Origin of the sequence: Janthinobacterium sp. GMG2, from assembly GCF_033949445.1 — a bacterium.
Lineage (GTDB): Bacteria > Pseudomonadota > Gammaproteobacteria > Burkholderiales > Burkholderiaceae_D > Janthinobacterium > Janthinobacterium aestuarii.
The window spans coordinates 51,904-78,356 of record NZ_JAXAWA010000001.1; the positions used below are offsets into that span (position 1 = coordinate 51,904).

Sequence of the window (26,453 nt, forward strand, 5' to 3'; positions counted from 1 at the left end):
GCCTGGCGCTTTTTCATGTCAAAAATGCCGCACAGAAATAATTATCCATTAAGCAATCAATTGATTTAAAATATTTACCCTTTGCAATTTTTTGGACCGATCATGTTGAAACGCCTGCTGACAGCCTTGCTGTGCCTGACCCTCTCCGGCCTGACGGCTGCCGCCCCTGCCGAAGACAAGGCTGCCGCACCGGAAATGACGGCCGAGCAATTCCTTGCCCAGTTGCACCTGCAGCGCGGCAAGATCACTTTGCCGGGCGGCATCGCTACCCTGGATTTGCCCGCCAACTTCCGTTATTTGTCGCCGGCGGACGCCGAGCGCGTGCTGGTCGAGGCCTGGGGCAATCCACCGGGCATGGAATCGCTGGGCATGATCGTGCCCGCCAAGACCAGCGTGCTCGAGCGCGACAGCTGGGGCGTGGTGGTGACGTATGAAAAGGAAGGGCATATCAAGGATGACGATGCGGACAGCATCAAATACGATGAATTGCTCAAGGATATGCAGGCATCCGTGCTGGAAAACAATGCGGAGCGCAAGAAGCAGGGTTACCCAGGCATCCATCTGATGGGCTGGGCGGAAAAACCCAGCTATGCCAAGGATACGCACAAGCTGTACTGGGCCAAGGACCTGATGGTCGATGGCGGCGAGCACTCGCTGAACTACAATGTGCGCGTGCTGGGCCGTGAAGGCGTGCTGAACCTGAACGCGATCGCCAGCATGCAGCAGATCGCGACGATCAAGAAAGAGATGCAGCAAGTGACGGCGTTCACGGAATTTACCGACGGTAACCGCTACACGGATTTCGACAGCAAGACGGACAAGGTGGCCGAGTACGGCCTGGCGGCGCTGGTGGCCGGCGGCGTGGCCAGCAAGCTGGGCCTGTTTGGCAAACTGCTGGCGCTGCTGCTGGCCTTCAAGAAAGTGCTGCTCCTGGCCGTCGTGGGCGGCGGCGCGGCCATCGTCAAGTTTTTCACTGGTAAGCGCAAGGACAAGCCGGCGCCGATACAGCTGCAGGAGTCCGTTGAACAGCCAGCGCATTTACCGGACGGCAAGGTCAACCTGGACAAGTAAAAGCAACTGGGCTGCTCGGTGCGCTGACGCACACGGGCGCGCTGTCCGAAAACAGCGCCTCGGGTACACTGGCTCATCGTTCACTATCAGGAGTCCGCCATGTCCGTGTCCATGTATCAGGCAACCATTCCCGTCTTCATCCGCGGCTTGCGGGTCGTCTCGTCCCTGCTGGAAAAAGCGCAAGCCCACGTGGAGGAAGATGGCATCGTGCCCGAGATTCTGCTGGGTGCGCAGCTGGCGCCCGACATGCTGGATTTGACGGCGCAGGTGCAGCGCGCCAGCGATACGTCGAAGATGTCGGTCGAGCGCCTGAGCGGCGTGCCGGCGCCGAAATTTGAAGATAACGAAGCGTCCTTCGAGCAGCTACAGGAACGTATCGCCAGCACCATCGCCTACATCGACAGCGTGAATGCGGGCCAGATGGCGGGCAGTGCGCAGAAGGAAGTCGTGCTGAACTGGACCGACGAGGGGACGAAATTCTCGGGCGATGATTACCTGCTCAGCTTTGCCTTGCCGAACTTCTATTTCCACGTTTCCATGGTCCACGCCATCCTGAGAAACAATGGCGTGGCCGTGGGCAAGCTCGACTATCTGGGACCATACGACTGAAACTGCTTAGCGTTGCGGCTGTTGTTCCACCTGGTTTTGCACCGCATTGCCCAGCATGCCGCCGCCGATCACGCCGGCCACCGTTGCCAGCGCCTTGCCGCGGCCGCCACCGACCTGATTGCCGATCAAGCCGCCGATGACGGCGCCCGTGCCGATGCCCACGTAGTTCGGTTGTGCTGGTGCCGGCGCAGGCACTGGCTGCGGCTGGCGCACGGGTTCGCGGTAGGCTGTGTCGCGGTAGCCATCGTTGTTGTCATTGTAGGCAGGGCGCGCTTGCGCCACTTGCGTGTGGTGCACGACGCGCTTGTGCACGACGGGCGCCGGGGCTGGTGCAGGAGCGGCTTGCGCGACGACAGGCGCGGCCACCGGTGCAGCTGCGGGCGCAGCCAGGGCGGCGGCGCTGGCTGGCGTCATGGCGGCCACGTCGACCGGCACGGCAGGCACATTCGCCCGCGAATTGGGCAGGATGCCGGCGATGCACGCCGCGCCGACCAGGCACAGGACCGTCACGGAAATGGCGGCGCCGGCCATCAAAGGGTGGATGCGGCTGGCGGTAGTCGTCGTGTTCATGTGTTCTCCTGGGGTGGTACTGCGGGTGTTATTGATGTGTCCAGATTAGCGGCCGCGCCTGTCCAAGGCTAGCCCTTGCGCTGTATCAAACGTAAGCAGGTGTAAGCCGCGCTTTTCAAAGCACAGTAGAATCGGTGCTTCCCCTTTTCCGGAGTCCGCCATGAGCCAGCTATTCACGCCGTATGCCCTGGGGCCGCTGCAGGTGGCCAACCGCATCGCCATCGCGCCCATGTGCCAGTACTCGGCCGACAACGGCAACGCCACCGACTGGCACATGATCCACCTGGGCCATCTGGCCCTGTCCGGCGCGGGCTTGCTGATGACGGAAGCGACGGCCGTCTCGCCCGAGGGACGCATCTCGGCCGAAGACCTGGGCCTGTGGTCGGATGCGAACCAGACTGCGCTGTCCAACGTGGTGCAGGCGATCCGCCGCCACGCACCGATTCCCCTGGTGGTGCAGCTGGGCCATGCGGGACGCAAGGCGTCGAGCCGCGCGCCCTGGCAGGGCGGTTCCTGCGTGCACCTGGCCGAGGGCGGCTGGCAAACGGTGGCGCCGTCCGCCATCGCCCAGGCACCAGGCGAAACCGTGCCGATCGCCCTGGACGAGATGGGCTTGCTGCAAGTGAAGGGCGCCTTTGTCGCGGCCGCTCAGCGCGTGCATGCGCTCGGCATCGAAGGCATCGAACTGCACGCGGCGCACGGTTATCTGCTGCACCAGTTTTTGTCTCCCCTGTCCAACCAGCGTACGGATGCGTATGGCGGCAGCCTGGAAAACCGCATGCGTTTTCCGCTGGAAGTTGTTGAAGCCGTGCGCGCCGCCGTGCCGGCCACCGTGGCCGTGGGCGTGCGCATTTCCGCCACGGACTGGGTCGAGGGCGGCTGGGAAATCGAGCAAAGCGTGCGTTTCGCGCAAGAAATCAAGCAACTGGGCGCCGACTTCATCCACGTCTCCAGCGGGGGCATTTCGCCGCAGCAGCAAATTCCCGTGGGACCCGGCTATCAGGTGGCGTTTGCCGAACGCATCAAGCGCGACAGCGGTTTGCCCACCATCAGCGTGGGCCTGATCACGGAAGCGCAGCAGGCGGAGGACATCATCGTCAACGGCCAGTCCGACATGGTGGCGCTGGCGCGCGCCATCCTGTTCGACCCGCGCTGGCCCTGGCATGCGGCGGCCCAGCTGGGTGCGCAAGTGCAGGCGCCGCCGCAGTACTGGCGCTCGCAGCCGCGTGAATTCAAGAACCTGTTCGGCGACACGACGCTTGGGCAGCGCTGACAAGCCTGCTCTGCTACACTGACGCTTCTTTCCCATTTCTCCAGGACGCTTCGACATGCGCCATTGATACTGCCGTGCTGTGCACGGCCTCGCCCATCCCGCCATAGCGCCTTTGCGCCGCGCGGGTTCGCCAGCCCTGTCTGCACGTACAAGGAGTATCCATGCCCGCATTACTACAACTCGACCGTCTGTCCTTTGTGCTGCCCGATGGCCGCACCCTGTTTTCCGATTTGCAATTTAGCTTTGCTCCGCAACGTATCGGCCTCGTCGGCGATAACGGCGTGGGCAAGAGTGTGCTGGCGCGCCTGCTGGCGGGCCAGGCGCAGCCGTCTTCCGGCGCCGTGCGCTGCGACGGCCGCGTGCATTACGTGGCGCAGGAACTCGATCCTGAACGCTATCGCACCGTGGCGGCGCTCGCCGGCATGGACCACCTGCTGGCCGCGCTGGCGCGCATCGCCGAAGGCAGCGTCGACGAAGCCGATTACGCGCTCGTGGGAGAGCGCTGGGATGCCCACACCCGTTTGCGCCAGGCGCTCGATGCGCTCGATTTGCGCCATGTCGATGCCGACATGCCAACGGCCAGCCTGAGCGGCGGCGAGCGCCAGCGCATCGCTCTGCAGGGCGCCTGGCTGTCGCAGGCGGACTGGCTGGTGCTCGATGAGCCGAGCAACCATCTCGATGTACAGCAGCGCGCCCGCCTGGTGGCGCAGATGGCGCGCTGGCCGGGTGGCTTGCTGCTGGTCAGCCATGACCGTGGCTTGCTCGAGCACGTCGATGCAATCGTCGAGCTATCTAGCCAGGGCTTGCGCAGCTATGGCGGCAATTACGCGATGTATGCACAGCAGCGCGCGCTGGAACAGGCCGGTTTTGCTGCCGCCCTGCAGGCGGAAAAGGCGGGCGCCAGACGCGAACAGCGCGACGCGCAGCAGCAAGCCGAACGCCAGCAGAAACGGGTGGTGCGTGGTGAGCGCGAGGGCCGCGAAGGCAACCAAAGCAAGCTGCTGCTCGACGCACGCAAGGAGAAAAGCCAGGATAGCCAGGGCAAGCTGCGCCTGCGCGCGCAAGAGGCGCAGCAGGCGCGCCAGCAACGGGTGATAGACGCCAGCGCCCGCTGCGCGCCCGAGGCTGAACGGCTGTTGCTGGCGCCCGACAGTGCCGTGCCGAACGGCAAGCTGATCCTGGAACTGCGCGACGTGGTCTTGCCCTATGGCCAGGCGCAGCCTGTGAGCCTGGTCATCAGCGGCCCGCGCCGCCTGGCCGTGACGGGCAATAATGGCAGCGGCAAGTCGACCCTGCTGCGCGTGATCGCCGGACAGCTGGCGCCCGCCAGCGGCGAGGTGCTGTGCCATGCGCGGGTGGCCTGGCTGGACCAGCATGCCGGACTGCAAGACGGCGAATGGAGCGCCGTGCAGCGCTTGCAGGAACGCAATAGCACGATGGCGGAAGGGGACTTGCGCACGCGGCTGGCGCTGCTGGGCATTGCCGGCGCGCGCGCCACCATGCCCACCCACTTACTCAGCGGTGGCGAGCGCATGAAGGTGGCGCTGGCGGCCGAGTTGTATGCGCAGGCGCCGCCGCAACTGTTGCTGTTAGACGAACCCGACAATCATCTGGACCTGGCCAGCCTGCAGGCGCTGGAGCAGATGCTGCTGCAATATCGGGGCGCGTTACTTGTGGTTTCGCACGACCAGGCATTTCTGGATGCGATAAACCTTGACCCCGAGGGCTTGACATTGCACAAGTGACAATTTAATGAAAAAAGTCACGCTCGATGCCTGTAGAGCATGCTTCATGAACTGATGCTGAATTTTGTTTGATTGTCGGTATAATCCACTGAATAACCGGGCCTATTTGTGAACTAAAACTGCTGGTTCACCAATATGATGACGTTTAATCTGGCACTGTTGTCGGTCACTACCGCGCTGCCAGGGCGTCATCCTCCGTGCCCTGCCGTGCATGAATTCTGGTTTCGCTTATATTGTTTTCTTGGAGAAATAGCATGTCGTTTTACGAAAAACTCAAGGCCCTCAACATTGAACTGCCAGTCGTTGCCGCGCCAGCTGCCGCCTACGTGATGCATGCGCGCACGGGCAACACCGTCTTCCTGTCCGGCCACCTGGCCAAGAAGGATGGCAAGGTCTGGGTTGGTCAACTGGGCAAGGACGTCACGACGGAAGAAGGCAAGATCGCCGCGCGCGGCATCGCCATCGAACTGATCGCCACCCTGCAAGACGCGTGCGGCGGCGACTTGAACAAGGTCAAGCGCATCGTCAAGGTCATGAGCCTGGTCAATTCCACCTCCGAATTCACGGAACAGCACCTGGTCACCAATGGTGCCTCGGAACTGTTCGTCGCAGTGTTCGGCGACAGCGGCAAGCACGCGCGCTCCGCCTTCGGCGTGGCGCAAATCCCGCTGGGCGCTTGCGTCGAGATCGAGCTGATCGCTGAACTGGCCTGACGCAGTGGCCTGACCACATGAGCATGCCGGCGCTTGCCGCCGGCTCGCCCTTTCTTCCTTTCCAGCAAGAGCGGAACCGCCATTGGGGTGGAGGGATCGGTGTATTCAAGAAAAAAACGGAGACATGTAATGAAAACGAGTGAACAAGGCTTGCACCGCGGCCTGGGTGAGCGGCAGATCCGCCTGATGGCGCTGGGCGCCGCGATTGGCGTGGGCCTGTTTTTGGGTTCGGGCAACGCCATCAAGATGGCCGGTCCCGGCATCATGCTGTCGTACATCATCGGTGGCGCGGTCATCTTTATGATCATGCGCGCGCTGGGCGAAATGGCCGTGCACAACCCGGTCGCCGGCTCCTTCAGCCGCTATGCCCAGGATTACCTGGGACCCCTGCAAGGCTATCTGACGGGCTGGAACTACTGGTTCCTGTGGCTGGTCACGTGCGTGGCGGAAATTACCGCCGTCGCCATCTACATGGGCATCTGGTTCCCCGACACGCCGCGCTGGATCTGGGCCCTGGCGGCCCTGGGTTCCATGGGCGCGATCAACTTGCTGGCCGTGAAAGCCTACGGCGAGTTCGAGTTCTGGTTCGCCCTGATCAAGGTCGTCACCATCATCCTGATGATTATCGGCGGCACGGGCATGATCGTCTTCGGTCTGGGCAACGATGGCGTGGCCATCGGTATCTCGAACCTGTGGACGCATGGCGGCTTCTTCCCGAATGGCGCGCAGGGCGTGCTGATGTCGCTGCAGATGGTGATGTTTGCCTATCTGGGCGTGGAAATGATCGGCCTGACGGCTGGCGAAGCGGCCAACCCGAAGAAATCGATCCCAGACGCCATCAATTCCGTGTTCTGGCGCATTTTGATTTTCTATGTCGGCGCCTTGTTCGTCATCTTGTCGATCTATCCATGGAATGAAATCGGCACCACCGGCAGCCCCTTCGTCATGACGTTCGAACGCCTGGGCATCAAGACGGCTGCCGGCATCATCAACTTCGTCGTGCTGACGGCAGCCTTGTCGTCGTGCAATGGCGGTATCTTCAGCACGGGCCGCATGCTGTACAACCTGGCGCTGCAAGGCCAGGCGCCGAAGGCGTTTGCGGAAACCACGGCCAGCGGCGTGCCGCGCCGCGCCATCCTCGTGTCCGTCTTCGCGCTGCTGCTGGGCGTGCTGCTGAACTACCTGGTGCCGGAAAAAGTGTTTATCTGGGTCACCTCGATTTCCACCTTCGGCGCCGTCTGGACCTGGGGCGTGATCCTCGTCACGCAGATCCAGTTCCGCAAGACCCTGACGCCACTGGAAATCAAGAACCTGGCCTTCCGCATGCCGTTCGCACCGTATGGCTCCTGGATTTCGCTCGCTTTCCTGGCACTGGTGATCGGCCTGATGGCGTATTTCCCCGATACGCGCATCGCCCTGATGGTGGGACCGGCCTGGCTGATCCTGCTGACGGTGCTGTACTACGTGTTGGGCCTGGCGCCGAAAGAGGGCCGCGACGACGTGCCGCAAGGCTACGAGGCGGGCTGGTCGCCGGCTGATGCGCCGCACGGCAAGAAGTAATTCAGCTGACCTGAGCTGAACCAGAAGCGCGCCCCTGCCCCTGCAGCGGCGCGCTTTTTCTTTCATAGAAGCAATATCTTCTTCGCCAGCACTCTTGCGTGTTTGGTGGCGCACGCCTGGCGTTGTTTCCATGCATCAAAGTTCTGTTTGGCTGTGCCGGTGAAAGCCCTATAATCGCTTAGTTTTGAAAATGGACGCGATCTTTCCGGTTTTTTGCCAGGTAGGGCCGGAGCGCTATTTGTTTTTACCCGTCATACGAATATGTGTGCCTCATAAAGGAATATTAGTGAGCCAAACCCTGGTCCAGAAAATTTGCCGCACCAAGCCGATCGATACTACGGTCGAATATGGTGAAGGCCTCAGCAGCAGTGGCTTGAGCCGATCCATCGGCCTGTTTTCCCTCACCATGATCGGCGTCGGCGCCACCATCGGCACGGGCATTTTCTTTACCATGGTCGAAGCCGTGCCCAAGGCGGGCCCTTCGGTCGTTCTGTCTTTCCTGATCGCCGCCATCACGGCCGGCCTGACGGCCTTGTGCTATGCGGAGCTGTCGTTCCGCATCCCCGCCTCCGGCTCCTCGTATTCGTTTGCCTACGCCACTGTCGGCGAGTTTCTTGCCTTCATCATGGCCGCCTGTCTGCTGCTCGAATACGGCTTGGCGGGCAGTGCCGTGGCCATCGGCTGGTCGTCCTACCTGAACAACTTCCTGGAAAATGCGTTTGGCTGGCACATACCCGAGATGCTGCGCACGCCGATGATCGTTTCCGGCCCGCATGGCATGGAGTTTCACGCCGGCCACATCAACCTGCCGCCGATCTTTTTGATCTGCATGTGCGGTTTCCTGCTGTTGCGCGGCGCCAAGGAATCGGCGCTGATGAATGCCATCATGGTCATCATCAAGCTGTCCATCCTCGTATTCTTCATTGCCATTGCCTTTTCCGGTTTCAACGCCGACAACTTCGTGCCGTTCTTCAATACCGACAATAGCAAGGGCTTTGCCGGCATGACGGGCGTAACGGCCGCGGCCGGCACCGTCTTCTTCTCCTTCATCGGCCTCGATACGGTGGCGACGGCCGGCGACGAAGTGAAAGACCCCAAGCGCAATGTCCCGCGCGGCATCCTGTATGGCTTGCTGATCGTCACCGTGTTCTATCTGCTGGTGGCCGTGGCCGCCCTCGGTGCGCAACAGGCGAAATTGTTCGAAGGCCAGGAAGCGGGCCTGGCGGTGATCCTGCAAAACGTGACGGGCAAGACCTGGCCCGCGCTGGTGCTGTCGGCCGGCGCCGTCATTTCCGTCTTCAGCGTGACCCTGGTGACGATCTATGGCCAGACGCGCATCCTGTTTGCCGTCAGCCGCGACGGCCTGATCCCGAAATCGTTCCAGAAGATCCACCCGCGCACCCTGGTGCCGGTCAGCAATACCATCATCGTTTGCCTCGTCGTGGCCGTGGTGGCGGGTTCCATCGATGCGACTTACCTGTGGGATATGGTCAGCATCGGCACCCTGACGGCTTTCATGGTGGTCTCGATCGCCGTGCCCGTGCTGCGCCACAAGCAGGGCGCGAACCGCATCGAAGGCTTCAGCGTGCCGTTCGGCCCGTATGTGATTCCCGGCCTGAGCGTACTCGCCTGCCTGTACATCATGCGCGATTTGCCGCATACGACGTTTGTCGTGTTTAGTATCTGGATGACGGTGACGGTGGCCATTTACTTCCTGTACAGCATGCGGCATTCGCACCTGGGCAAGAAGGCCCGCTAATGCAGTCTGTTCCATCCAAAACCGCCGCGCTTGCCGGCGGTTTTTTTTATTTCTAACCGGAATTTACATGATGAAAATAACTGATCTGGCCGCCTGCGGCTTGCTGGCAAGCAGCCTTCTGGGCACCACGGCACACGCCGCCGCTGCAACCGGGCCGGCATTGCGCGATTACCGCGCTGTGGCCCTGTCGGCCAATGGCCAGCGCATCGCCGCCATCGAATCGAACAAGGCCGGCGAGCAAGCGCAGCGCCCGCACGCTGCCATCGTCGTGCGCGACGCCAATGGCGCCATCGTGCAGCAATTCGACCCGTGTGCCGTGTGTTCCTACGATAAGCCCAGCTGGTCGCCAGATGGAAAACAGCTGGCCTTCATCGGCTACGACGCCAAGGCGGGCACGGCGCAGCTCTACCTGGCCACCCTGTCGCAAACGCCAGTCCGAACGTTGACCAGCATCAAGGGCGTGGCCAGCACGGCGCTCTGGTCGCCGGACGGCAAGCAGTTGGCCTTGCTGGCCACGGTGGGCGCGCGCAAGCTGGCCGGCGCCGTCGAGGCGGGCGCGCGCCAGGTGGGCGAAGTGGGCAGCGAAGACGATGCCCAGCGCATCGCCGTCGTGCCGGCCAGCGGCGGCGAGCCGCGTCTGCTGTCGCCCGCCGACACCTATGTGTATGAATACAGCTGGACGCCCGATGGCCGCGGCTTTGTCGCCACCAGCGCGCAGGGCAATGGCGACAGCAACTGGTGGGTCGCCAAGCTCAGCCATATCGATGCGGCCACGGGCGCCCTGCGCGTGATCGCGTCGCCGGCCATGCAGCTGAACCTGCCTTCGGTCTCGCCCGATGGCAAGACAGTGGTCTTCATCGGCGGCCTGATGAGCGATTTTGGCTCCATCGGCGGCGATATCTATACGGTGCCGCTGGCCGGCGGCACGCCGCGCAATGTGACACAAGACTATCGCGGTACCTTCAATGGCGTCGTCTGGCGCGGCGCCCGCTTGCTGGCAACGGCCCTGATCGATTCGCAGCTGGCGCTGGTGCCCGTCGATGCGCAGACCGGCCCCAGCCAACCTGTGCTGCTCGGAGAAATCAGCAGCAGCGGCAGCGATGGCCGTCTGTCGTTCAGCGCCGATGGCTTGCAAGCGGCCGCCGCACAGGAAGATTTTACGCACGCTTCCTACCTGGTGGCCGGGCCGGTGGCCCAGCTGAAAAAGATCACGCGCGACAATGACGGTTTTGCGCCGCAGCTGACGGTGCAAAACGTGGGCTGGAACAACGAGCAATACAAGGTGCAGGGCTGGCTGCTGGGGCCGTTGAAGACGGACGCCGGCAAGCGCCACCCGATGGTCGTCAACGTGCATGGCGGTCCTGGCGCGGCAGCTTCGCCCCGTTACGTGGGCGCGGGCACCCTGATCCACGAATTGACGCAAAAAGGCTATTTTGTCTTCCTGCCCAATCCGCGCGGCAGCTTTGGCCAGGGCCAGGCTTTTACGCGTGCCAACATGGCGGACTTTGGCGGCGGCGACTGGCGCGACATTCTTGCCGGCATCGACGCCGTGCAAAAAGTGGCGCCCGTCGATGGCGAGCGCCTGGGCCTGATCGGCCATTCATATGGCGGCTTCATGACCATGTGGGGCGTCACGCACAGCGACCGCTTCAAGGCGGCCGTGGCGGGCGCTGGCGTGTCGAACTGGATCAGCTATTACGGCCAGAACGGCATCAACCAGTGGATGATCCCGTTCTTTGGCGCCTCCGCCTATGACGATCCGGCCGTCTACCGCAAGGCGTCGCCGATCGAATCGATCAAGGCGGCCAAGACGCCAACCCTGATCTACGTGGGCGAGCGCGACGTGGAAACGCCGGCCGCCCAGTCGCTGGAATTCTGGCACGGCTTGCGCGCCATGGGCGTGCCGTCCAGCCTGTTCATCTACGACGGCGAAGGCCATTCCTTCCGCAAGCCCGAGCACCAGCGCGACTTGCAGAAGCGTACTATCGGCTGGTTTGAGCGCTACCTCAAGTAGCTCGCCTATACATCCAGGCGCAGCTGCAAGCCCGTTGCCGTGTACGTCGGCGTCACCTTGAAACCATCGACCGTGATGCTGTCGAACTTGCCTTTCAGGCTGGCGCCCTGCAGCACGGTCAGGGTGTCGCCGGCGGCCGGCTTGTAGCCGTTCTGGAACGTCACTTTCAGGTTGCCGCCCGCCACCGTCATCTGGCCCGCCACGCTCAGGCGGCCTAGCTGTCCGCTGCCCAGCTTTAATTCCAGGTTGCCGTTGGCCAGCTGCGTGTACTTGCCGGCCAGCGCCAGGCCGGACGGGGCATTGCTGACCAGGGTGCCGCCGCTGACATACACGTCGCCCTTGCCGAAGGCCGTGGCCGACAAGCCTTCCAGGCGGCCCCCTTCCAGCTGCGTGCCGCCGCTCCAGCTATTGTTGCCGCCCAGCTTCAGGGTGCCCGTGCCTTGCTTGTTCAGCTTGCCCGTGCCGCCGATGTCGTTGCGCCAGCGGTCGACGGCGTAGAAGCCGCCCTTGGCCGCATCCATGCTGATGACGACATTGCCCGTGAAGACGGCATAGCCGTCGGCGGCGGCAAACAGGTTCAAGCGGCCCCAGCCTTCAGCATCGTCCATCACCGGGTAGCCCGATGACAAGGCCGTTGTTTTCAGCACCACGCGGCGCTGTGCATCGGACAGATACGGCAAACGCGTTTCCAGCAGCACTTCCGCGCCTTTCGGCACGACGGCTGGCGCATTGGCGGCGCCCGTCTGCGCGAAACCGAAGGTCAGGCGGCGGATATAGGCGGCCTTGGTGCTGGCGTAGTCCGCAAAGCGGTCGTTGGCGCCGGTGCCCGAGTGGGCATAGTCGTAGAAGGTGTCGGCCGTGGTGCCGGTTTTCGCCATCAGGGTCGTGTGCGCCTGCGTCACGGCGGCGGCCTTGGTGGCGGCCGTTGCCGGGTCGAGCAGGTTGGCGGCGACGATGGCTTGCGCCTGCACGCGGCCGCTGATCACGTCGAGCGGCGAATGCATGCCGGCGATGATGCGGTTTTCACCGAGTTCCAGCCCCCGCGCCACCATTTCTTGGTAGCGCTCGGGCAAGGCATACGCCATGCCCAGCGCACCGCGCACGGCTTCGGCCGAGTGGCCGCTGGTAAAGCCGCCATCGGTGGCGGGCGTGGCGCTCCGGGCCGGCAGCAGGGCCGGGATTACGGCCACGTTGCTGCTCCAGCGGAAGGGGCGTGCATATTTGTAGAAGCGCTTGGCCGGTTCCGTCGAGCCATTGTTGCCCATGGCGTTGACGAGGCCCACCACGTTGCCGAACTCGGCATTGGCGCTGCCCGCCACGCCCGTGTTGCTGCCGCTGTCGTTGTAGAGTTTGCTTGTCGCATCCGGCGCAATGTCTGTGATGCTGGTGGTCTGGCGCGCCGCGCTGCGCCAGGCGTCCGTCAGCGGACCCATGCCGTCGGTGATGCTGTAGCCCTTGCCGCGGCGGTCATCGAGGTAGGCGGCCAGTTCCTGCGCCGGCGTGCGGCTGGTGGTGGCTTTGACGGCGAAATCGATGTTCGCATTGTGCACGCTGGTATTGACGATGGTGCCGCCCGGCGTGCCATCGTTGGGCACGCCCGTCCAGGCGGAAGGCACGACCGCAGGGAAGCCGTCCACGGCCGGCGCCGAGACACCGGCATCGACGATTTCCGTCAATGGTTTCCATATGTCGAGCATGCCGGCCAGTACGCGTACGCCCGCATTCGTGGCGGCTGTGGCGTAGCGCGCATCGCCGCGCTGGTTGCTGGCGATATTGTCGACAAAGGGGATGGCCGTGGCCGATGGCGGCGCCGTGTCGGGCGCACCCTGGTCGGCGGGCGCGGCGGGAATGACGAGCGCTGCTTCCTGGTGGTCGGAACCGCCGCAGGCGGCAAGGGCGAGGGCGGCGCTGATGGCCAGCGCCAGCGGCAGGCGCCGGCTCAGGGGAAATGCGTGCATGGATGACCTTGGCTGGAAGTGGAAAAACCATGGCAGCATAGAGAGGCCAGATGACCTCCTGATGACACCACTTGCGCCAGGGCGCTCCCAAAAGATTATCTGGGCGCCACGATATGCACGATCGCCGCGCTATGCACCACGATCTTGTCCGCATCGGCCTGCAACAGGCGGATGCGTCTTTTGACCAGCGGCCAGCCCGACCAGTCCACTTCGCTCACGGGCGGTGCGGCAGGGGTCGCCAGCGGGGCGCTGATGGCGGCCTTGTTGTCGAGCTGATCGAGCGCGCGCGACAGGGTCAGACACACTTGCGTATGGCTGTGGCCAAGCAGGGCGTTGACGGGTGCGACGGGTAGCTGGCTGGCATGGCGCCCCAGGATCGAGCGCAGCGCCGCCACGTGGGCGACCAGCAAGTAATTTTGCACGATGAACAGGTTGATGTCTTCCACGGCCCGCTGCTTGCTGGCCGGTTCATCGAGCATGCGCACCAGCGCCGAGCTGAGCGCGGCCAGACTGTCCATCAAACGCTTGCGCTCGATGCGGTAGGCGAAGTCATCGAAACACTTTCCCTGCAGCAGCGCGAAGCTGGCTTGCATGTATGACAGGTTCACGTTCAGCACCTGGCGCACGAGGCGCGGCAGGCTCTGGTATTCCCAGTTGGCCAGCACGAAGCTGAACACGGTGGCAACAAACGCGCCGATCAGGGTGTCGATCAGGCGCTCGCTGACGAGGTTCGGGTTGCTGGGCGCCACCAGATGCATTTGCAGCAAGATCATCAGGCTCACGGCAATGGCCGTGTAGCGGTAGCGCAAATAGATGAAGGTGGGCGTGGCCACGATGGAGAGGAACAGGATGGCCATCAACACGATATTGCTGTGCACGTAGCGGATCACGATGGCCGTGACCACGCAGCCGATGATGGTGCCGATGATGCGGTCGGCGCGGCGCTGGCGCGTCATGCTGAACGTGGGCCGCAGGATGATGACGATGGTGAGCACGATCCAGTAGCTGTGCGCCGCATACGGCAGCCAGTGGCCGATCAGCAGTCCCACCGAGATGGCCATCGACACGCGCAGGGCGAAGCGGAATACGGGCGAGTCCAGGCGCAGGTTGGCCAGCAGGGTCTTCAGTTCGTATTTCTGCTGCGACAGGAATGGCGCCATGTCCGCTCCGCTCCAGAACGGCACGTTGTCATAGACTTTTTGCGTGGCCAAATGCAGTTCACCGATCATTTTCAGAATGGCGCGGATCTTGTTGCGCTGCGCGCGCAGGGTGGCCAGCGCTTCCTGCGCAGCGTCGCCCTTTGTCTGCAGTCGGGCAATTTCTCCTTCGATGTCGGCCCATTCCTTGTCATAGCTGATCTGCGCATACGAAGCGCGCTTGCGCGTGACGGCGTAGGCGACGGATTCGATGTCGCGCGCCGCTTTATAGGCCAGGTCGTGCAGGGATTTCAGCACGTCGGAGTCGGCCAGATGCTGGCGCAGCAGCGCGTAATCCGTGTGCGTCGAGAGGATCAGTTCATACAGATCGAGCATGCACACGTGCACCTGCACGACGATGGCATCCTTGCTGTTCTTGTGGCTGCGCAGAATCAAATCGCGCGACGCCTGCTGGCGGTCGGCCAGGATGCTTTGATGGCGCACCAGCTTGTTGAACTGCTCCGTCAAATTGAAACGCGTGTCGTAGAAATCGGCCTTGATGTCGATGTAGGCGGCCAGTTCGAACAGGGCTTCGGCCAGCACTTGCTGCTTGATGCGGTGGCGCAAGACCCAGGCGATGGCCATGGCATAGGCCAGATAGATCAAGCCGCCCAGCATGAACAGGCCCGCGTGGTGAAACGATTGCTGCCACGTCATCTGATGCTCCATCGACATGGTCATGATGAACAGGGCGGCCAGTTGCAAGGGCATGGATTTCTTGCCGTACACCACCATCATGCTGGCGAGGAAACTGACGAGCACGAGCACCGTCATCAACAGCCACTGCACGGGCCCGCACAGGCTGATCAGGAGCGTTACGGCGCTGCACAGCAGTACGGAAGCGAGCATTTCGTTGAACTTGTGGCGCAGCGGGCTGGGCATGTCCATCAGGGTCGTGCACAGGGCGCCGATGCACACCGTCATGGCGGTGGCGCTGTCGCTGATTTCCTGGGTCAGCAAGGCCAGGCCGACCAGGCCGATGGCCACGCGCAAGCCCAGGTAAAAATAATGGCTGTAAATAAAGGTGCGCAGGTTCAGTGCGTAGTGCATGGGATTACCTTGTGGGCAGGGCACAGAAAGAGGCGCCGCACCGGGGTCTCCGATGCGGCGCCAGGATGTTGCAGTCGCTACAGCCCCGAGTTACATCAGGGCGATCACAGGATAACGCCGCCATTCCGGCTCGGCAAAGCGCTGGCAGTGCGCAAAAATGAAGTCGAGCACGGCTTCCTGATTGCTCAGCAAGGCCGGGTTGGCCGCTTTCCAGTCGGCAAACTTGGCCGCCAGCGCCGGCTCGTCGCGCAGCAATTCGGATGCCATGTCCTCAAACACATAATCGGAAAACGCTTCTTTCTTCTCCAGCACGCTGTTGAAGAAGCCCCAGCGGAAGAAGCTGTCGTGCGCCTGCGGCTCCAGCGTTTCCACGGCGTAGCGCGCGTTGTCCTGGGCCAGGCTGATCACATAGTCGCCCGCTTGCACGGTGAACTGGCCCGTGCGCGCTTCCAGTTCCACCGTGTCGTGGAACATATGGCCTTCGTAGGCCGTGGCGCGCGTACCGACCTTGGTGATGTGGTAGTAGCGCGCCGTTACCGTCTGTTCGGCGGTGATGCGGCTCATTTCGACGCCGTTCCAGCGAAGCCGCTCGATGACTTCGCGCCACGCTTGCGGCACGACGTAGGCTTTCGGCGCGGCCACGGTGACGTCCGCATCGAAGCGGTTGTAATACTTGATATCGCGTTCCCACGGCTGCGAGCGGTCGTAGGACAGGCGCTGGTAGTCGCCGAGGATACTTGGCGTGTATTGCGCCGCATAGCCCTTGAAGGGGAAGGTCGACGGCTGTTCTTCGTTCATGCTCCAGTGGATGGGCCACTCGGCTTGCGTGCGTCCCGCCGCCTTGGCTTGCGCGCGCAGTTGCTTGATCTGTTCGCCATGTTTGACCGTGAACGCCATGGTGATGTCGAGCAGGGCGCGCATGGAAGCGTAGCGGTCGGCAAACGGTTTCAGCATGTGCGTTTCCGGCATGAAACCGATGACGTGGTGCAAGGCCGCAAAGCCGGTCGAGAAACGCGGTACTTCGAGGAACTCGGCGATGCCGTGGTCGGGGCTGTCCTTGACGGGGTTCACATACGGGCAGGTGGGCCAGCCGGCCTGTTCCATCTGCGCAAAGATGTGCGGCAGCATGGTGTCTTGCAGGAAGGGGCCGAGGCCATTGCCCAGCTTGTCCGTCTGCGTGTGGATCAGGGTCATCGTGTACGGGTAGTCGGCGCCGTTCGACGTATGCGTGTCGACCATCACGTCCGGGTCCCAGCTGGCCAGCAGGCGGTTGAACACTTGCGCGTTCAGGCTGTCGCACTTGATGAAGTCGCGGTTCAGGTCCAGGTGGCGGCTGTTGCCGCGGAAACCGAATTGCTCCGGGCCATCCTGGTTCACGCGCGACGTGTTGGCGCGGTTCAGGCTGCCATCGACGTTGTAGATCGGAATGAACAGCAGCACGGTGCTGCCCAGCGCCGCCAGGCGTTCCGGCTGCGTACACAGGTCGCGCACGATGGCCATGCAGGCGTCGATGCCTTCCGGTTCGCCCGGGTGGATGCCGTTGTTGTTGAAGAACACGGTGCGATCCGCGCGCTTGATCTGTTCACGGTCGAAGACGCCGTCCGCGCTGACGACGCCAGCGTGGATGGGCACGCCTGAGTCGGACAGGCCGATCTGTTCGAAATGCAGCACTTGCGGATAGCGTGCGGCGAGATCTTGATAGAAGGTGATGCATTCCAGCCAGGTCGTGGTCTGGTTGTGGTTGCCGAGTTCGTAGGTCGTGCGCAAGTCTGGTGGCATAGCGGTCTGAGTCTGGGAGGGGGAAGGCGCGCTGGGTAAGCACGCCCGCTAGGGGCCAATTGTAGCACCGGCGTTGGCGCCTTGAGGCGCGGCAGAGGGACCGGGCCGGACTTGTGTTATGAATACGTTTCACGCACGAGGGAGGCGGCATGGGCAAGATGGCGATGGCGGCGGCGCTGTGGTGGGCTTGCCTGGCGGCACAGGCGGCGCCATTGCGCTTGCCAGTGGGCAAGGGACCGCTGGCGCAGGGCGGGTCCGTCACGGCTGCCGCGCAGGGCGCGCTGATACGCTACCGGGGCTGGCTGCTGGCCGTCGATGGCGCCGTATCGGAGCAGCGGCCCGACGTCGTACTGGCATCGGCGCAGGCGGGCCATGCACCGCAGCTGCAGATGGGATCCACGCAGCGCAGCTTGCCCCTGTGGTCAGCGTTCGAGCTCGTCAAGGGTAGCGCGCGCCTGCGCATCACGGCGCTGCCCGGCCCCGATGAGCTTCCCGCGCTGCTGCTGGACTTTGGCGATGGCGACTACCGCATCGTGATACCCGCCGCCCCCATCGCGCGGCAAGCCTATCCGCTGCTGGCGCAGCGCTTTCCCGGCGCCGACCTGGCTTTGCTGCTGCACGATGGCCGGAGAGTGATGCTGCCCTTGGGAAGTGGCCGTGCGCAGGTGTTTGGCGAGGAACAAGCGGTGCCGTACCGCTTCACCAAGGTAAAGCGCTAGGCGAAAAAAAGCCACTCCCGCAGGAGTGGCTCAGGCTAAAGCGCCCGTTGCCGGGTTATTGCTTCTTGTTATTCAGCGCCCATTTCTTTCAGCAGGTTGTCTGCGTGGTCGATGTGTTTCATGTTCCACAGCATGTAGCGCAGGTCGACCTGGATCGAACGGGTGTTGGCCTTGTTGTAGTCCCAATCGGAAATGATCGAGTCCAGGGTGCCATCGAATGCCAGGCCGATGAATTCGCCTTTGGCGTTCAGGGCAGCCGAACCGGAATTGCCGCCGGTGATGTCCAGGGTCGCCAGGTAGTCGACCGGTACGGTTTTCAGCTTCGGATCGACGAATTTACCGAAGTCCTTGGCTTTGATCGCGGCCAGTTGATTTGCCGGTGCATTGAACTCGCCCTGGCCCGTGGCTTTGGCGGCGACGCCATTGACGGTGGTGAAGGCAGACCAGGTGGTGCCGTCGGCGCCATGGTCGCGGCCGGCCACTTTGCCGAACGTCACGCGCAGGGTGCTGTTGGCGTCAGGATAGACGGCTTGGCCCTTGCTCTTCATGAAGGCGATTTTTGCTTTCATGTAGTTGGCGTAGGCCTGCTGGATCTTGCCTGCCAATTCTTCGTCTTCCGCTTCGTTTTTCAGCGAATCCGGGTACATGGCGACGGCTGCCTGGATGAAGCTGTCCTTGCTGGCCTGGAATTCGGCTGGCGTGCGTTTCAGCCATGCTGCGCGCTCGGCCTTGTCGGCCAGCTTGCTGCCTGCATACAGTTTGTCCAGAGCGGCGGACAGGTCGGCTGGCGACATGCCGTCCTTGATGCCGATGGCGGCGTCGAAGCTGGCGCGGCGTTGTGCTGCCGGCTGCGCGGCGTACTTGGTCAGGCTGTTCAGTACCAGCGCCTTGTCGACTTTTTCATCGTAGGTGCGCTCGACCGAGGTGATGCCCGCTTCCAGGCGTGGCAAGTCGCGCGTCTGGTAGCCGGACTTGCGTTCCGTATCGGCCTTGGTGCCTTCGTTCGACAGGCGGTACAGGCTGCGAGCCGTGTTCAGCAGGCGTGGCTGTGCGTAGCTGAGGAAGAAATCGCGCTTGGTGTCGGCATCGCGCTCGGCGATCAGCTTTTCCACTTGCTCGATGTCGCCGGCAAATTCGGCCTTGCGTGCTGGCGTGGCGTTGACCCAGGTCTTCAGGGCTTCGTGTTCCGCCGTCTTGCGCGCCAGGAAGTCGCTGCCGGCGTACGAGTCCAGCATGCCTTGGCGGTTCTTGTAGTAATTGTTCACGCCGGCAACTTGACCCGCGTATTTCAGGGCAACATCCTTGTTGTCCTTGGTTTCGCGCGCGATGATGGCCAGGGTTTCGCCCGACGCTTTCACGAAGGCCGGGTAGTTCCAGTCAAACGTGTACGCCACTTCCGATGGCAGACGATGACGGTTGGTGCGGCCAGGATAGCCCAGGACCATGACGAAATCGCCTTCTTTCAAGCCATCCTTGGCCAGTTTCAGCACGTGTTTTGGCTGGTACGGCACGTTGTCCTTGCTGAAGTCGGCCGCTTTGCCGTCCTTGCTGACGTAGGCGCGGTAGAAGCCGTAGTCGCCCGTGTGGCGTGGCCACATCCAGTTGTCGGTGTCGCCGCCGAATTTACCGACGCCCGCTGGAGGCGCGTGCACGAGGCGCACGTCGCGGATTTCCAGTTGCTTGATCAGGTAGAACTCCAGGCCGCCGTAGTAGGCCGACACGGTGCAGCGGAAGCCCGCTTCTTTTTCGCATTCGGCGACCAGTTTCTTCTGGTTTTTCTCGATCGCGTCGATGCGTGCCTTGCCTTGCAGCTTGGCCACGTCGGCGGTGATGATCTTGTCGCTGACATTCGTCACGGCCGAGGTGACGAAGATGCGGCTGCCTGGGGATGCTGGCAATTCTTCAGCGAAAGTCTTGGCCAGGAAACCGTTGGCCAGCAAATCGCGCTCTTTGGTCGAATTGACCGCCACGCTGTTGTAGACGCAATGGTGGTTGGTGGCAACCAGGCCTTGCGGCGAGACGAACGATGCCGAGCAGCCGCCCAGGCTGACGATGGCGCCCATCGGGAATTCGGTCAGTTTGGTCAGGTTGGTCGGATCGAGTTTCAGTCCGGCCGCTTTCAGTTCCTTGGCTACTTGTGGCAGCTGTTGGGGCATCCACATGCCTTCGTCGGCGTGTGCGAAGTTGCTCAGGATGGCGAGCGCGATGAGAGATTTTTTCATTCGAGTTCTGTTCTTTTACATTGTAGGGAAGTCGGAATCAGCGGAGTACCCGCTGATTGTGCAGCGGGCGACATAGAGTATCCGTATCGAACTCGCACTAGTCAATCACATTTTCCGGGCAGCATGTTCGTATGTGCTTGTTTGAATGATATTATTTTGAGTGGCGCAGGGGCGGGAACCGGCTGCCAGCGCGCATTTTTCCGTGCGCCGGCTGTGGTATTTGTACATACGTGTCCTGGCGGCAATGAAAAATGGCCGGGCGCTTGCGCGGCCCGGCCATGTGTTGCTGCGCTCTTTTTGACTGCTTAGCGTATTTTGCCGCGGCGCAAAAGATTCACGATGCCCAGCAGGATCACGGCGCCCAGGAACGAGACCAGCAGCGAAGCCAGGCTGAAATTGTCGCTATTGATGGTGCCCGTGCCGAACAGCGGGGCCAGCAGCCAGCCGCCCAGGAAGGCGCCGACGATGCCGACGATGATATTGAGGAAGATGCCCTGTTGCGCATTGGTTTTCATGACCATGCTGGCCAGCCAGCCAATGACGCCGCCAATAACGATCCAGATAATGAAATTCATGTAGTCCTCCGCGCGATGGATAAGTAGGTGTGCCATGTCAGAACAACATCATGCCAATGGATAGTGATGCCGCACGATAGAAAAGTCCAGCGGATTCGCATGGCGCATGCAAAAGCCCGCCTGGCTGCGGGCAGCGAGGCGGGCTTGTCATGCGGCAAGGCCGTGTTTAATCGGCCTTGATCGCTTCTACCTGGATGGCCAGCTTGACTTCCGGCGAGAACGCCGGCATGCCGTAGTTCAGGCCAAAGTCGCTGCGCTTGAATTCCGCCGTGGCGTCGGCGCCGCACACTTCACGCTTGTAGCGCGGGTGCATGATGCACTTGAACTTGCTCACGTTCAGCTTGACGGGCTTGGTCACGCCCAGCAGCGTCAGTTCGCCATCGACTTCCACCAGCTGATCGCCGTTGAACTTGAGCGACTTGCTTTTGTAGGTGATTTCAGGGAATTTCTCGACGTTGAACATGTCCGCTTTTTTCGCGTGCGTATTCATGGCATCGAGGCCGAAGTCGATCGAATCGGCATCGATGACGAGGTCCAGGCTACCCGTCTTGGCGGCGCGGTCCAGGGTGACCGTGCCTTTGGTCTTGTTGAACTTGCCGCGCCACACGGACATGCCCATGTGATCGGCTTCAAAGCTGGGGAACGTATGCGTCGGGTCGAGGTTGTAGGTGTCGGTAGCGGCCATGGCCGAACCCGCGCCGGCGGCTGCCAGCACGGCGATCATCAAGTGCGAAAATTTCATGCAGATCCTATAGTTGAACAGGTTTTGGGGTTGTTTTTCATAATGCATGAAAAACGTTCAGGGCAAGGCGCCTTGCCGAAGGCAGTACGAATGTATGACGAGGCAAGAGCAACGCAGCCATGGACGTTTTCTCAGGTGTTATTGAGCGGCAACGTGGAATTTGATGGTAACTTCATCCGCGACCATGCTCGTGTCTTTCCACTCGCCTTCGCCGATGTTGTAGGTCAGGCGCTTGATCGGCAGGGCGCCGTCGAACGCGTATTTGCCGCCGTCGGCTTTCACCGCCAGGGGGAAGGTCACGTCGCTGGTCTTGCCTTTGATGCTCAGCTTGCCCGTCACCGTCAGCTTGCCCGCGCCGGCCGCCTTGATGCTGCTCGAGACAAAGGTGGCTTTCGGGAACTGGGCCGAGTTGAACCATTCTTTCTTGGCCACTTCCTTGTTGTACTCGGGGTCGCCGATATCGATGCTGGCCGTCTCGATTTCCACCGACGCCTTCGAGGCGTCCGGCGCGGCCGGGTTGTAATCGATGGCGATATTGAATTTCTTGAACTTCGCTTCCACGGGCACGTTCATTTGCTTGAACACGGCCGACACGCTGGTCTTGGCGGGATCGACTTTCAGCAAGGTGGCGGCGGTGGCGGCCACGGACAGGCCCAGCAGGGAAGCGAGGACGATGCGTTGGGTGGTTTTCATCTTGTTTTTTTCCTGTAGTTTTTCAGTGAGCAAGGGGAAGTCGGTGCTACGGCAGCATGCGCTTGAGCACGCCATCGCGGTCGATGAACTGGTGCTTCAGCGCCGCCAGCACATGGGCGGCCACGGCGGCGGCCATCGTCATGTTCAGAACATAATGAATTTCTTTTAAAAGCGGCTTAAGTTCCGGGTTCGGCGCCATGATGACCGGCAACTGGAACAGGCCCAGGTAGACCACGGGCACGCCGGCGGCCAAGGTGTACAGGTAGCCGGAGACGGGCACGGCGAAGATCAGGATATACAGCAGCACGTGCATGGCGTCGGCCGCCTTCTTTTGCCAGGCAACCATGCTGGCCGGGTGCGGCGGCGGCACATTGGCCTTGCGCCACAGCAGGCGGATGGCGGCGATGGCCAGCACGCTCACGCCCAGCCATTTGTGCCAGGAGAAATATTTGAGCTTGGTGGGCGTCAGGCCGGGAATATCGACCATGACCAGGCCCATGACGAAGGCGCTGATGATCAGCAGGGCGGTCAGCCAGTGCAGGATGATGGCGGTGGTGGTGTAGCGTTGCATCGATGGCTTTCTTGAAAGTAGTACGTATTAGGACTAATTCGGCCTAATATACCAAAGAAAAGCAAATTGCGCTGCGTGCCGGAGATTCTACAAGAAAGATTGCCGGAAAAACCGCGGGGCGGGCAGCATTTGTGTGCTGGCCGCCCCGCGGGAGTGGGATAGCAGGATCCCCATGTGGAAACTGCTTAGATGGCTTTGGCCAATTGCGCGGCGATGCCGATGTAGTTGCCCGGCGTCATGGTCAGCAGCACATCCTTGGCATCTTGCGGAATGGCCAGGCCATTGACGAAGGTTTGCAGCGCTTCTTTCGAGATGCCCTTGCCGCGCGTCAGCTCTTTCAGCTGCTCGTACGGGTTTTCGATGCCATAGCGGCGCATCACGGTTTGTACGGGCTCGGCCAGCACTTCCCAGGTCGCGTCCAGGTCTTGCGCCAGGCGCGCGTGGTTCACTTCCAGCTTGTTCAGGCCGCGCAGGCAGCTGTCATACGCCAGCAGGGTGTAGCCCAGGCCCACGCCGATATTGCGCAGCACGGTCGAATCGGTCAGGTCGCGCTGCATGCGCGAGACGGGCAGTTTTTCCGACAGGTGTTTCAAGACGGCGTTGGCCAGGCCCAGGTTGCCTTCCGAGTTTTCGAAGTCGATCGGGTTGACCTTGTGCGGCATGGTCGACGAACCGATTTCGCCCGCTTTCAGCTTTTGCTTGAAGTAGCCCAGCGACACATACGTCCAGATGTCGCGGTTCAGGTCCAGCAGGATCGTGTTGGCGCGTGCGAAGGCGTCGAACAGTTCGGCCATGTAGTCATGCGGCTCGATCTGGATGGTGTACGGATTGAAGACCAGGCCCAGGCGCTGTTCGATGACGGCCTGCGAGAATGCCGGCCAGTCGAAGCCCGGGTAGGCCGACAGGTGGGCGTTGTAGTTGCCGACGGCGCCATTCATCTTGCCGAGGATTTCCACTTGTTCGATGCGTTTCACGGCGCGCTGCAAGCGGGCCACGACGTTGGCAAATTCCTTGCCCAGGGTGGTCGGGCTGGCCGTCTGGCCGTGCGTGCGCGACAGCATCGGCACGTCGGCATTGTCGTGCGCGATCTGCGTCAGCTTGGCCACCAGGCCGTTCAATGCCGGCAGCATCACGCCATCGCGCGCGGCTTTGAGCATCATGCCGTGCGAGGTGTTGTTGATGTCTTCCGAGGTGCAGGCGAAATGGATGAATTCCGACGCCGCCACCAGTTCCGGCACGTCCGCCACTTGTTCCTTCAGCCAGTACTCGACCGCCTTGACGTCATGGTTGGTGACCGCTTCGATGGCCTTGATGCGGGCCGCGTCGGCTTCCGAGAAATCGGCTGCCATCTTGTCGAGCAGGGCGCTCGCTTCTGCCGAGAACGGCTTGATTTCAGCGAAACCGGCTTGCGACAGCGCTTGCAGCCAGGAGATTTCCACTTTCACGCGGTGGTGCATGAAACCGGCTTCGGACAGGATCGGGCGCAGCAGATCGGTCTTGCTGGCGTAGCGGCCATCGAGCGGAGACAGGGCCGACAGCGTGGAATACGGAGTAGTAGAAGTCATGAGAGCGGACGCAAGTTAAAGAAACGGTTGGCGTGTGGCGCGCGGGGAGGGCGGGGCTATTGCAATACAGCAACACTGACGGCGCCACAGTAAAGGGCGATTTTACCACCGCTGGCCGCTGGCCAGCCGTCCGTCGGCTGCGGATAGCCCCCATGTTGGCCGAATCCGGCCCCGATGCGGCGTGCCTGCCACACACTGGAGGCCGCCGGGCGCGTGCTGCCAAACACCGCTGCCGCCGATGCTATACTGCTAGCTGCTCCTTTACCTTAAAGTACCTATGAAACTGATCGGTTCCCTCGCCAGCCCGTATGTCCGCAAAGCCCGTATCGTGCTGGCGGAAAAAAAGCTCGACTATGTTTTCGAGCTGGAAAACGTGTGGGCGCCGGAAACCCGCATCGCCCAGGCCAATCCCCTGGGCAAGGTACCCTGCCTGGTGATGGAGGATGGCAGCACGCTGATCGATTCGAAAGTCATCGTCGAATACCTCGACACGCTCACGCCCGTCTGTAAACTGCTGCCGGCCGGCGGCAATGGCCGCGAGCGGGCCGATATCAAGAACTGGGAAGCGCTGGCCGACGGCATCCTCGACGCGGGCGTGCTGGTGCGCCTGGAGCGCACGCAGCGCCCGCCCGAGCAGCAAAGCGCGGCCTGGATCGCGCGCCAGCTGGACAAAGTCACTCTGGGCCTGGCGGCGCTGGAAGCACGCTTGGGCGAGAGCGCCTATTGTGCCGGCAAGAACTACACCCTGGCCGACGTGGCCGTGGGCTGCGCCCTGGGCTGGCTCAGCTTCCGCTTCCCGGAAATCGACTGGCGCGCGGATCACCCGGCGCTGGCGCGCCTGTTCGACAAACTGTCCGAGCGCCCATCGTTCAAGGACACCGCGCCGCAGTGAGCGCACGATGACCGGCAACGATTCGAAGGCGCAGCAGCGCCTGCAGATGGCCGATATCGCGCGCCTGGCCGGCGTGTCCACATCGACTGTGTCGCGCGCGCTGAGCGGCAGTTCGCTGGTCAATGAAGAGACGCGCGCGCGCGTCATCGCACTGGCCCGTTCGCTCAAATACTCCATCAATATCGGCGCGCAAAACCTGCGCCTGAAACAGAACCGCACGGTGGGCGTGGTGGTGCCGTATGACGCGGCCACGCGCCAGCACCTGTCCGATCCTTTCTTTCTCAGCATGCTGGGCAGTCTGGCCGATGCGCTGACGGAACAGGGCTTCGACATGCTCATTTCGCGCGTGGATGCGGAAACGCTCGATGCGGCCGCCCTGTCCTTCGACAGCGGCCGCGTGATCGGCATCATCCTGATCGGCCAGTGGCGCCACCATGAACAACTGAACCAGCTGGCCGCGCGCCAGGTGCCCATCGTCGTGTGGGGCGCGCAATTGCCGCAGCAGCTGTATTGCACCGTCGGCGGCGATAACGTCGCCGGCGGCAGGCTGGCCACGGAGCACTTGCTGGCGGCGGGGCGCCGGCGCATCGCCTTCTTTGGCGACGCCAAGCTGCCCGAGGTGGCGCAGCGCCACGCGGGCTATGCGCAGGCGCTGGCCGCGCAAGGGCTGGCGCCGGACCCGCAGCTGTACGTGGCCGGCTCCTTCCTGCCGCAGGGCGGCGCGACGGACGTGCAGGAACTGCTGGACCGCCAGCTGCCGTTCGACGCCATCTTTGCCTGCAGCGACTTGCTGGCCATGAGCGCCATCAACGCCCTGCGCGCGCGCGGCGTGGCCGTGCCGGAACAGGTGGCCGTGGTCGGCTACGACGATATCGAACTGGCCGCGTATTTCCATCCGCCGCTGACCACCGTGCGCCAGCCGATCCGCGCCGCCGGACGCGCGCTGGTGGCTTCGCTGCTGGCGCTGGTCGATGGCGCGCCTGCGCCATCGCAGCAATTGTCAACCGAGCTGATCGTACGCGCCTCGGGCCGTTGAAACGCATTGGCAAGGTATTGCAACCGATTGCAATCATTTCAAATATATCCGTGAATTTCCATGCTGCACAGCAGCATGAAAAAGCCTGACATTACGTCGATCCTCGCCTGTTTCCCTCTATATTGCCCGTAATATTCCCTT

General features: G+C 62.3%; 21 protein-coding genes. 11 read left to right on the top strand and 10 right to left on the bottom strand.

The window, feature by feature from the left end:
- Positions 1–102: 102 nt before the first annotated feature.
- Together SKZ59_RS00220 and SKZ59_RS00225 are read left to right on the top strand one after the other, a co-directional pair.
- A complete protein-coding gene (locus SKZ59_RS00220; protein ID WP_319990471.1) occupies positions 103–1,071 on the top strand; it encodes a DUF2167 domain-containing protein in 969 nt (322 codons plus the stop codon).
- Positions 1,072–1,170: 99 nt separating this feature from the next.
- Positions 1,171–1,680 carry a DUF1993 family protein gene (locus SKZ59_RS00225; protein WP_034745557.1) on the top strand — a complete coding sequence of 170 codons (510 nt, stop codon included), beginning with the start codon at positions 1,171–1,173 and terminating at the stop codon, positions 1,678–1,680.
- A 6-nt stretch (positions 1,681–1,686) separates the two neighbouring features.
- On the opposite strand, the gene SKZ59_RS00230 is transcribed toward SKZ59_RS00225, so the two are convergent.
- Positions 1,687–2,250: a glycine zipper 2TM domain-containing protein gene (locus SKZ59_RS00230; protein WP_319990472.1), complete on the bottom strand. Its 564-nt coding sequence runs from the start codon at positions 2,248–2,250 to the stop codon at positions 1,687–1,689.
- A gap of 160 nt (positions 2,251–2,410) precedes the next feature.
- Here SKZ59_RS00230 and SKZ59_RS00235 point away from each other — a divergent pair, with 160 nt between their 5' ends.
- From SKZ59_RS00235 to SKZ59_RS00260, 6 genes are all read left to right on the top strand, one after another.
- On the top strand, positions 2,411–3,523 hold the full coding sequence (locus SKZ59_RS00235) for an NADH:flavin oxidoreductase/NADH oxidase (RefSeq protein ID WP_319990473.1): 1,113 nt from the start codon (positions 2,411–2,413) through the stop codon (positions 3,521–3,523).
- 161 nt (positions 3,524–3,684) lie between these two features.
- Complete coding sequence (locus SKZ59_RS00240; RefSeq protein WP_319990474.1) at positions 3,685–5,268, top strand: ABC-F family ATP-binding cassette domain-containing protein; 1,584 nt, start codon at positions 3,685–3,687, stop codon at positions 5,266–5,268.
- Between the two features lie 254 nt (positions 5,269–5,522).
- A complete protein-coding gene (locus SKZ59_RS00245; protein ID WP_319990475.1) occupies positions 5,523–5,981 on the top strand; it encodes a RidA family protein in 459 nt (152 codons plus the stop codon).
- A 129-nt stretch (positions 5,982–6,110) separates the two neighbouring features.
- On the top strand, positions 6,111–7,541 hold the full coding sequence (locus SKZ59_RS00250; protein ID WP_319990476.1) for an amino acid permease: 1,431 nt from the start codon (positions 6,111–6,113) through the stop codon (positions 7,539–7,541).
- 286 nt (positions 7,542–7,827) lie between these two features.
- Complete coding sequence (locus tag SKZ59_RS00255; RefSeq protein ID WP_034745575.1) at positions 7,828–9,300, top strand: amino acid permease; 1,473 nt, start codon at positions 7,828–7,830, stop codon at positions 9,298–9,300.
- A gap of 67 nt (positions 9,301–9,367) precedes the next feature.
- Positions 9,368–11,314 (top strand): S9 family peptidase, encoded by a 1,947-nt coding sequence (locus tag SKZ59_RS00260; protein WP_254671567.1) that lies wholly within the window; start codon positions 9,368–9,370, stop codon positions 11,312–11,314.
- Positions 11,315–11,319: 5 nt separating this feature from the next.
- On the opposite strand, the gene SKZ59_RS00265 is transcribed toward SKZ59_RS00260, so the two are convergent.
- The 3 genes from SKZ59_RS00265 to SKZ59_RS00275 all read right to left on the bottom strand — a co-directional run bounded on the left by SKZ59_RS00265 (position 11,320) and on the right by SKZ59_RS00275 (position 17,297).
- Complete coding sequence (locus tag SKZ59_RS00265) at positions 11,320–13,272, bottom strand: acid phosphatase (protein ID WP_319990477.1); 1,953 nt, start codon at positions 13,270–13,272, stop codon at positions 11,320–11,322.
- 95 nt (positions 13,273–13,367) lie between these two features.
- Positions 13,368–15,518: an FUSC family protein gene (locus tag SKZ59_RS00270; RefSeq protein WP_319990478.1), complete on the bottom strand. Its 2,151-nt coding sequence runs from the start codon at positions 15,516–15,518 to the stop codon at positions 13,368–13,370.
- A gap of 90 nt (positions 15,519–15,608) precedes the next feature.
- Entirely contained in the window at positions 15,609–17,297 is a 1,689-nt protein-coding gene (locus tag SKZ59_RS00275) for a M14 family zinc carboxypeptidase (RefSeq protein WP_319990479.1), read from the bottom strand.
- Between the two features lie 149 nt (positions 17,298–17,446).
- Here SKZ59_RS00275 and SKZ59_RS00280 point away from each other — a divergent pair, with 149 nt between their 5' ends.
- A complete protein-coding gene (locus SKZ59_RS00280) occupies positions 17,447–18,016 on the top strand; it encodes a hypothetical protein (protein WP_319990480.1) in 570 nt (189 codons plus the stop codon).
- Positions 18,017–18,084: 68 nt separating this feature from the next.
- Here the strand turns inward: SKZ59_RS00280 and SKZ59_RS00285 are convergent, their stop codons facing one another.
- From SKZ59_RS00285 to purB, 6 genes are all read right to left on the bottom strand, one after another.
- Positions 18,085–20,238 carry a S46 family peptidase gene (locus tag SKZ59_RS00285; protein WP_034745584.1) on the bottom strand — a complete coding sequence of 718 codons (2,154 nt, stop codon included), beginning with the start codon at positions 20,236–20,238 and terminating at the stop codon, positions 18,085–18,087.
- A 305-nt stretch (positions 20,239–20,543) separates the two neighbouring features.
- Positions 20,544–20,813 (bottom strand): GlsB/YeaQ/YmgE family stress response membrane protein, encoded by a 270-nt coding sequence (locus SKZ59_RS00290; RefSeq protein ID WP_034745587.1) that lies wholly within the window; start codon positions 20,811–20,813, stop codon positions 20,544–20,546.
- Between the two features lie 166 nt (positions 20,814–20,979).
- Positions 20,980–21,555 carry a YceI family protein gene (locus SKZ59_RS00295; RefSeq protein WP_034747598.1) on the bottom strand — a complete coding sequence of 192 codons (576 nt, stop codon included), beginning with the start codon at positions 21,553–21,555 and terminating at the stop codon, positions 20,980–20,982.
- A gap of 138 nt (positions 21,556–21,693) precedes the next feature.
- On the bottom strand, positions 21,694–22,248 hold the full coding sequence (locus tag SKZ59_RS00300; protein WP_034745589.1) for a YceI family protein: 555 nt from the start codon (positions 22,246–22,248) through the stop codon (positions 21,694–21,696).
- Positions 22,249–22,294: 46 nt separating this feature from the next.
- The gene (locus SKZ59_RS00305) at positions 22,295–22,819 is read right to left on the bottom strand and encodes a cytochrome b (protein WP_319990481.1); all 525 of its coding nucleotides are present in this window, start codon (positions 22,817–22,819) and stop codon (positions 22,295–22,297) included.
- A gap of 185 nt (positions 22,820–23,004) precedes the next feature.
- Positions 23,005–24,384: an adenylosuccinate lyase gene (gene purB, locus SKZ59_RS00310; RefSeq protein WP_034745594.1), complete on the bottom strand. Its 1,380-nt coding sequence runs from the start codon at positions 24,382–24,384 to the stop codon at positions 23,005–23,007.
- 277 nt (positions 24,385–24,661) lie between these two features.
- Here purB and SKZ59_RS00315 point away from each other — a divergent pair, with 277 nt between their 5' ends.
- The gene (locus SKZ59_RS00315) at positions 24,662–25,276 is read left to right on the top strand and encodes a glutathione S-transferase N-terminal domain-containing protein (RefSeq protein WP_319990482.1); all 615 of its coding nucleotides are present in this window, start codon (positions 24,662–24,664) and stop codon (positions 25,274–25,276) included.
- A gap of 7 nt (positions 25,277–25,283) precedes the next feature.
- Positions 25,284–26,312: a LacI family DNA-binding transcriptional regulator gene (locus tag SKZ59_RS00320; RefSeq protein WP_319990483.1), complete on the top strand. Its 1,029-nt coding sequence runs from the start codon at positions 25,284–25,286 to the stop codon at positions 26,310–26,312.
- Positions 26,313–26,453: the final 141 nt, after the last annotated feature.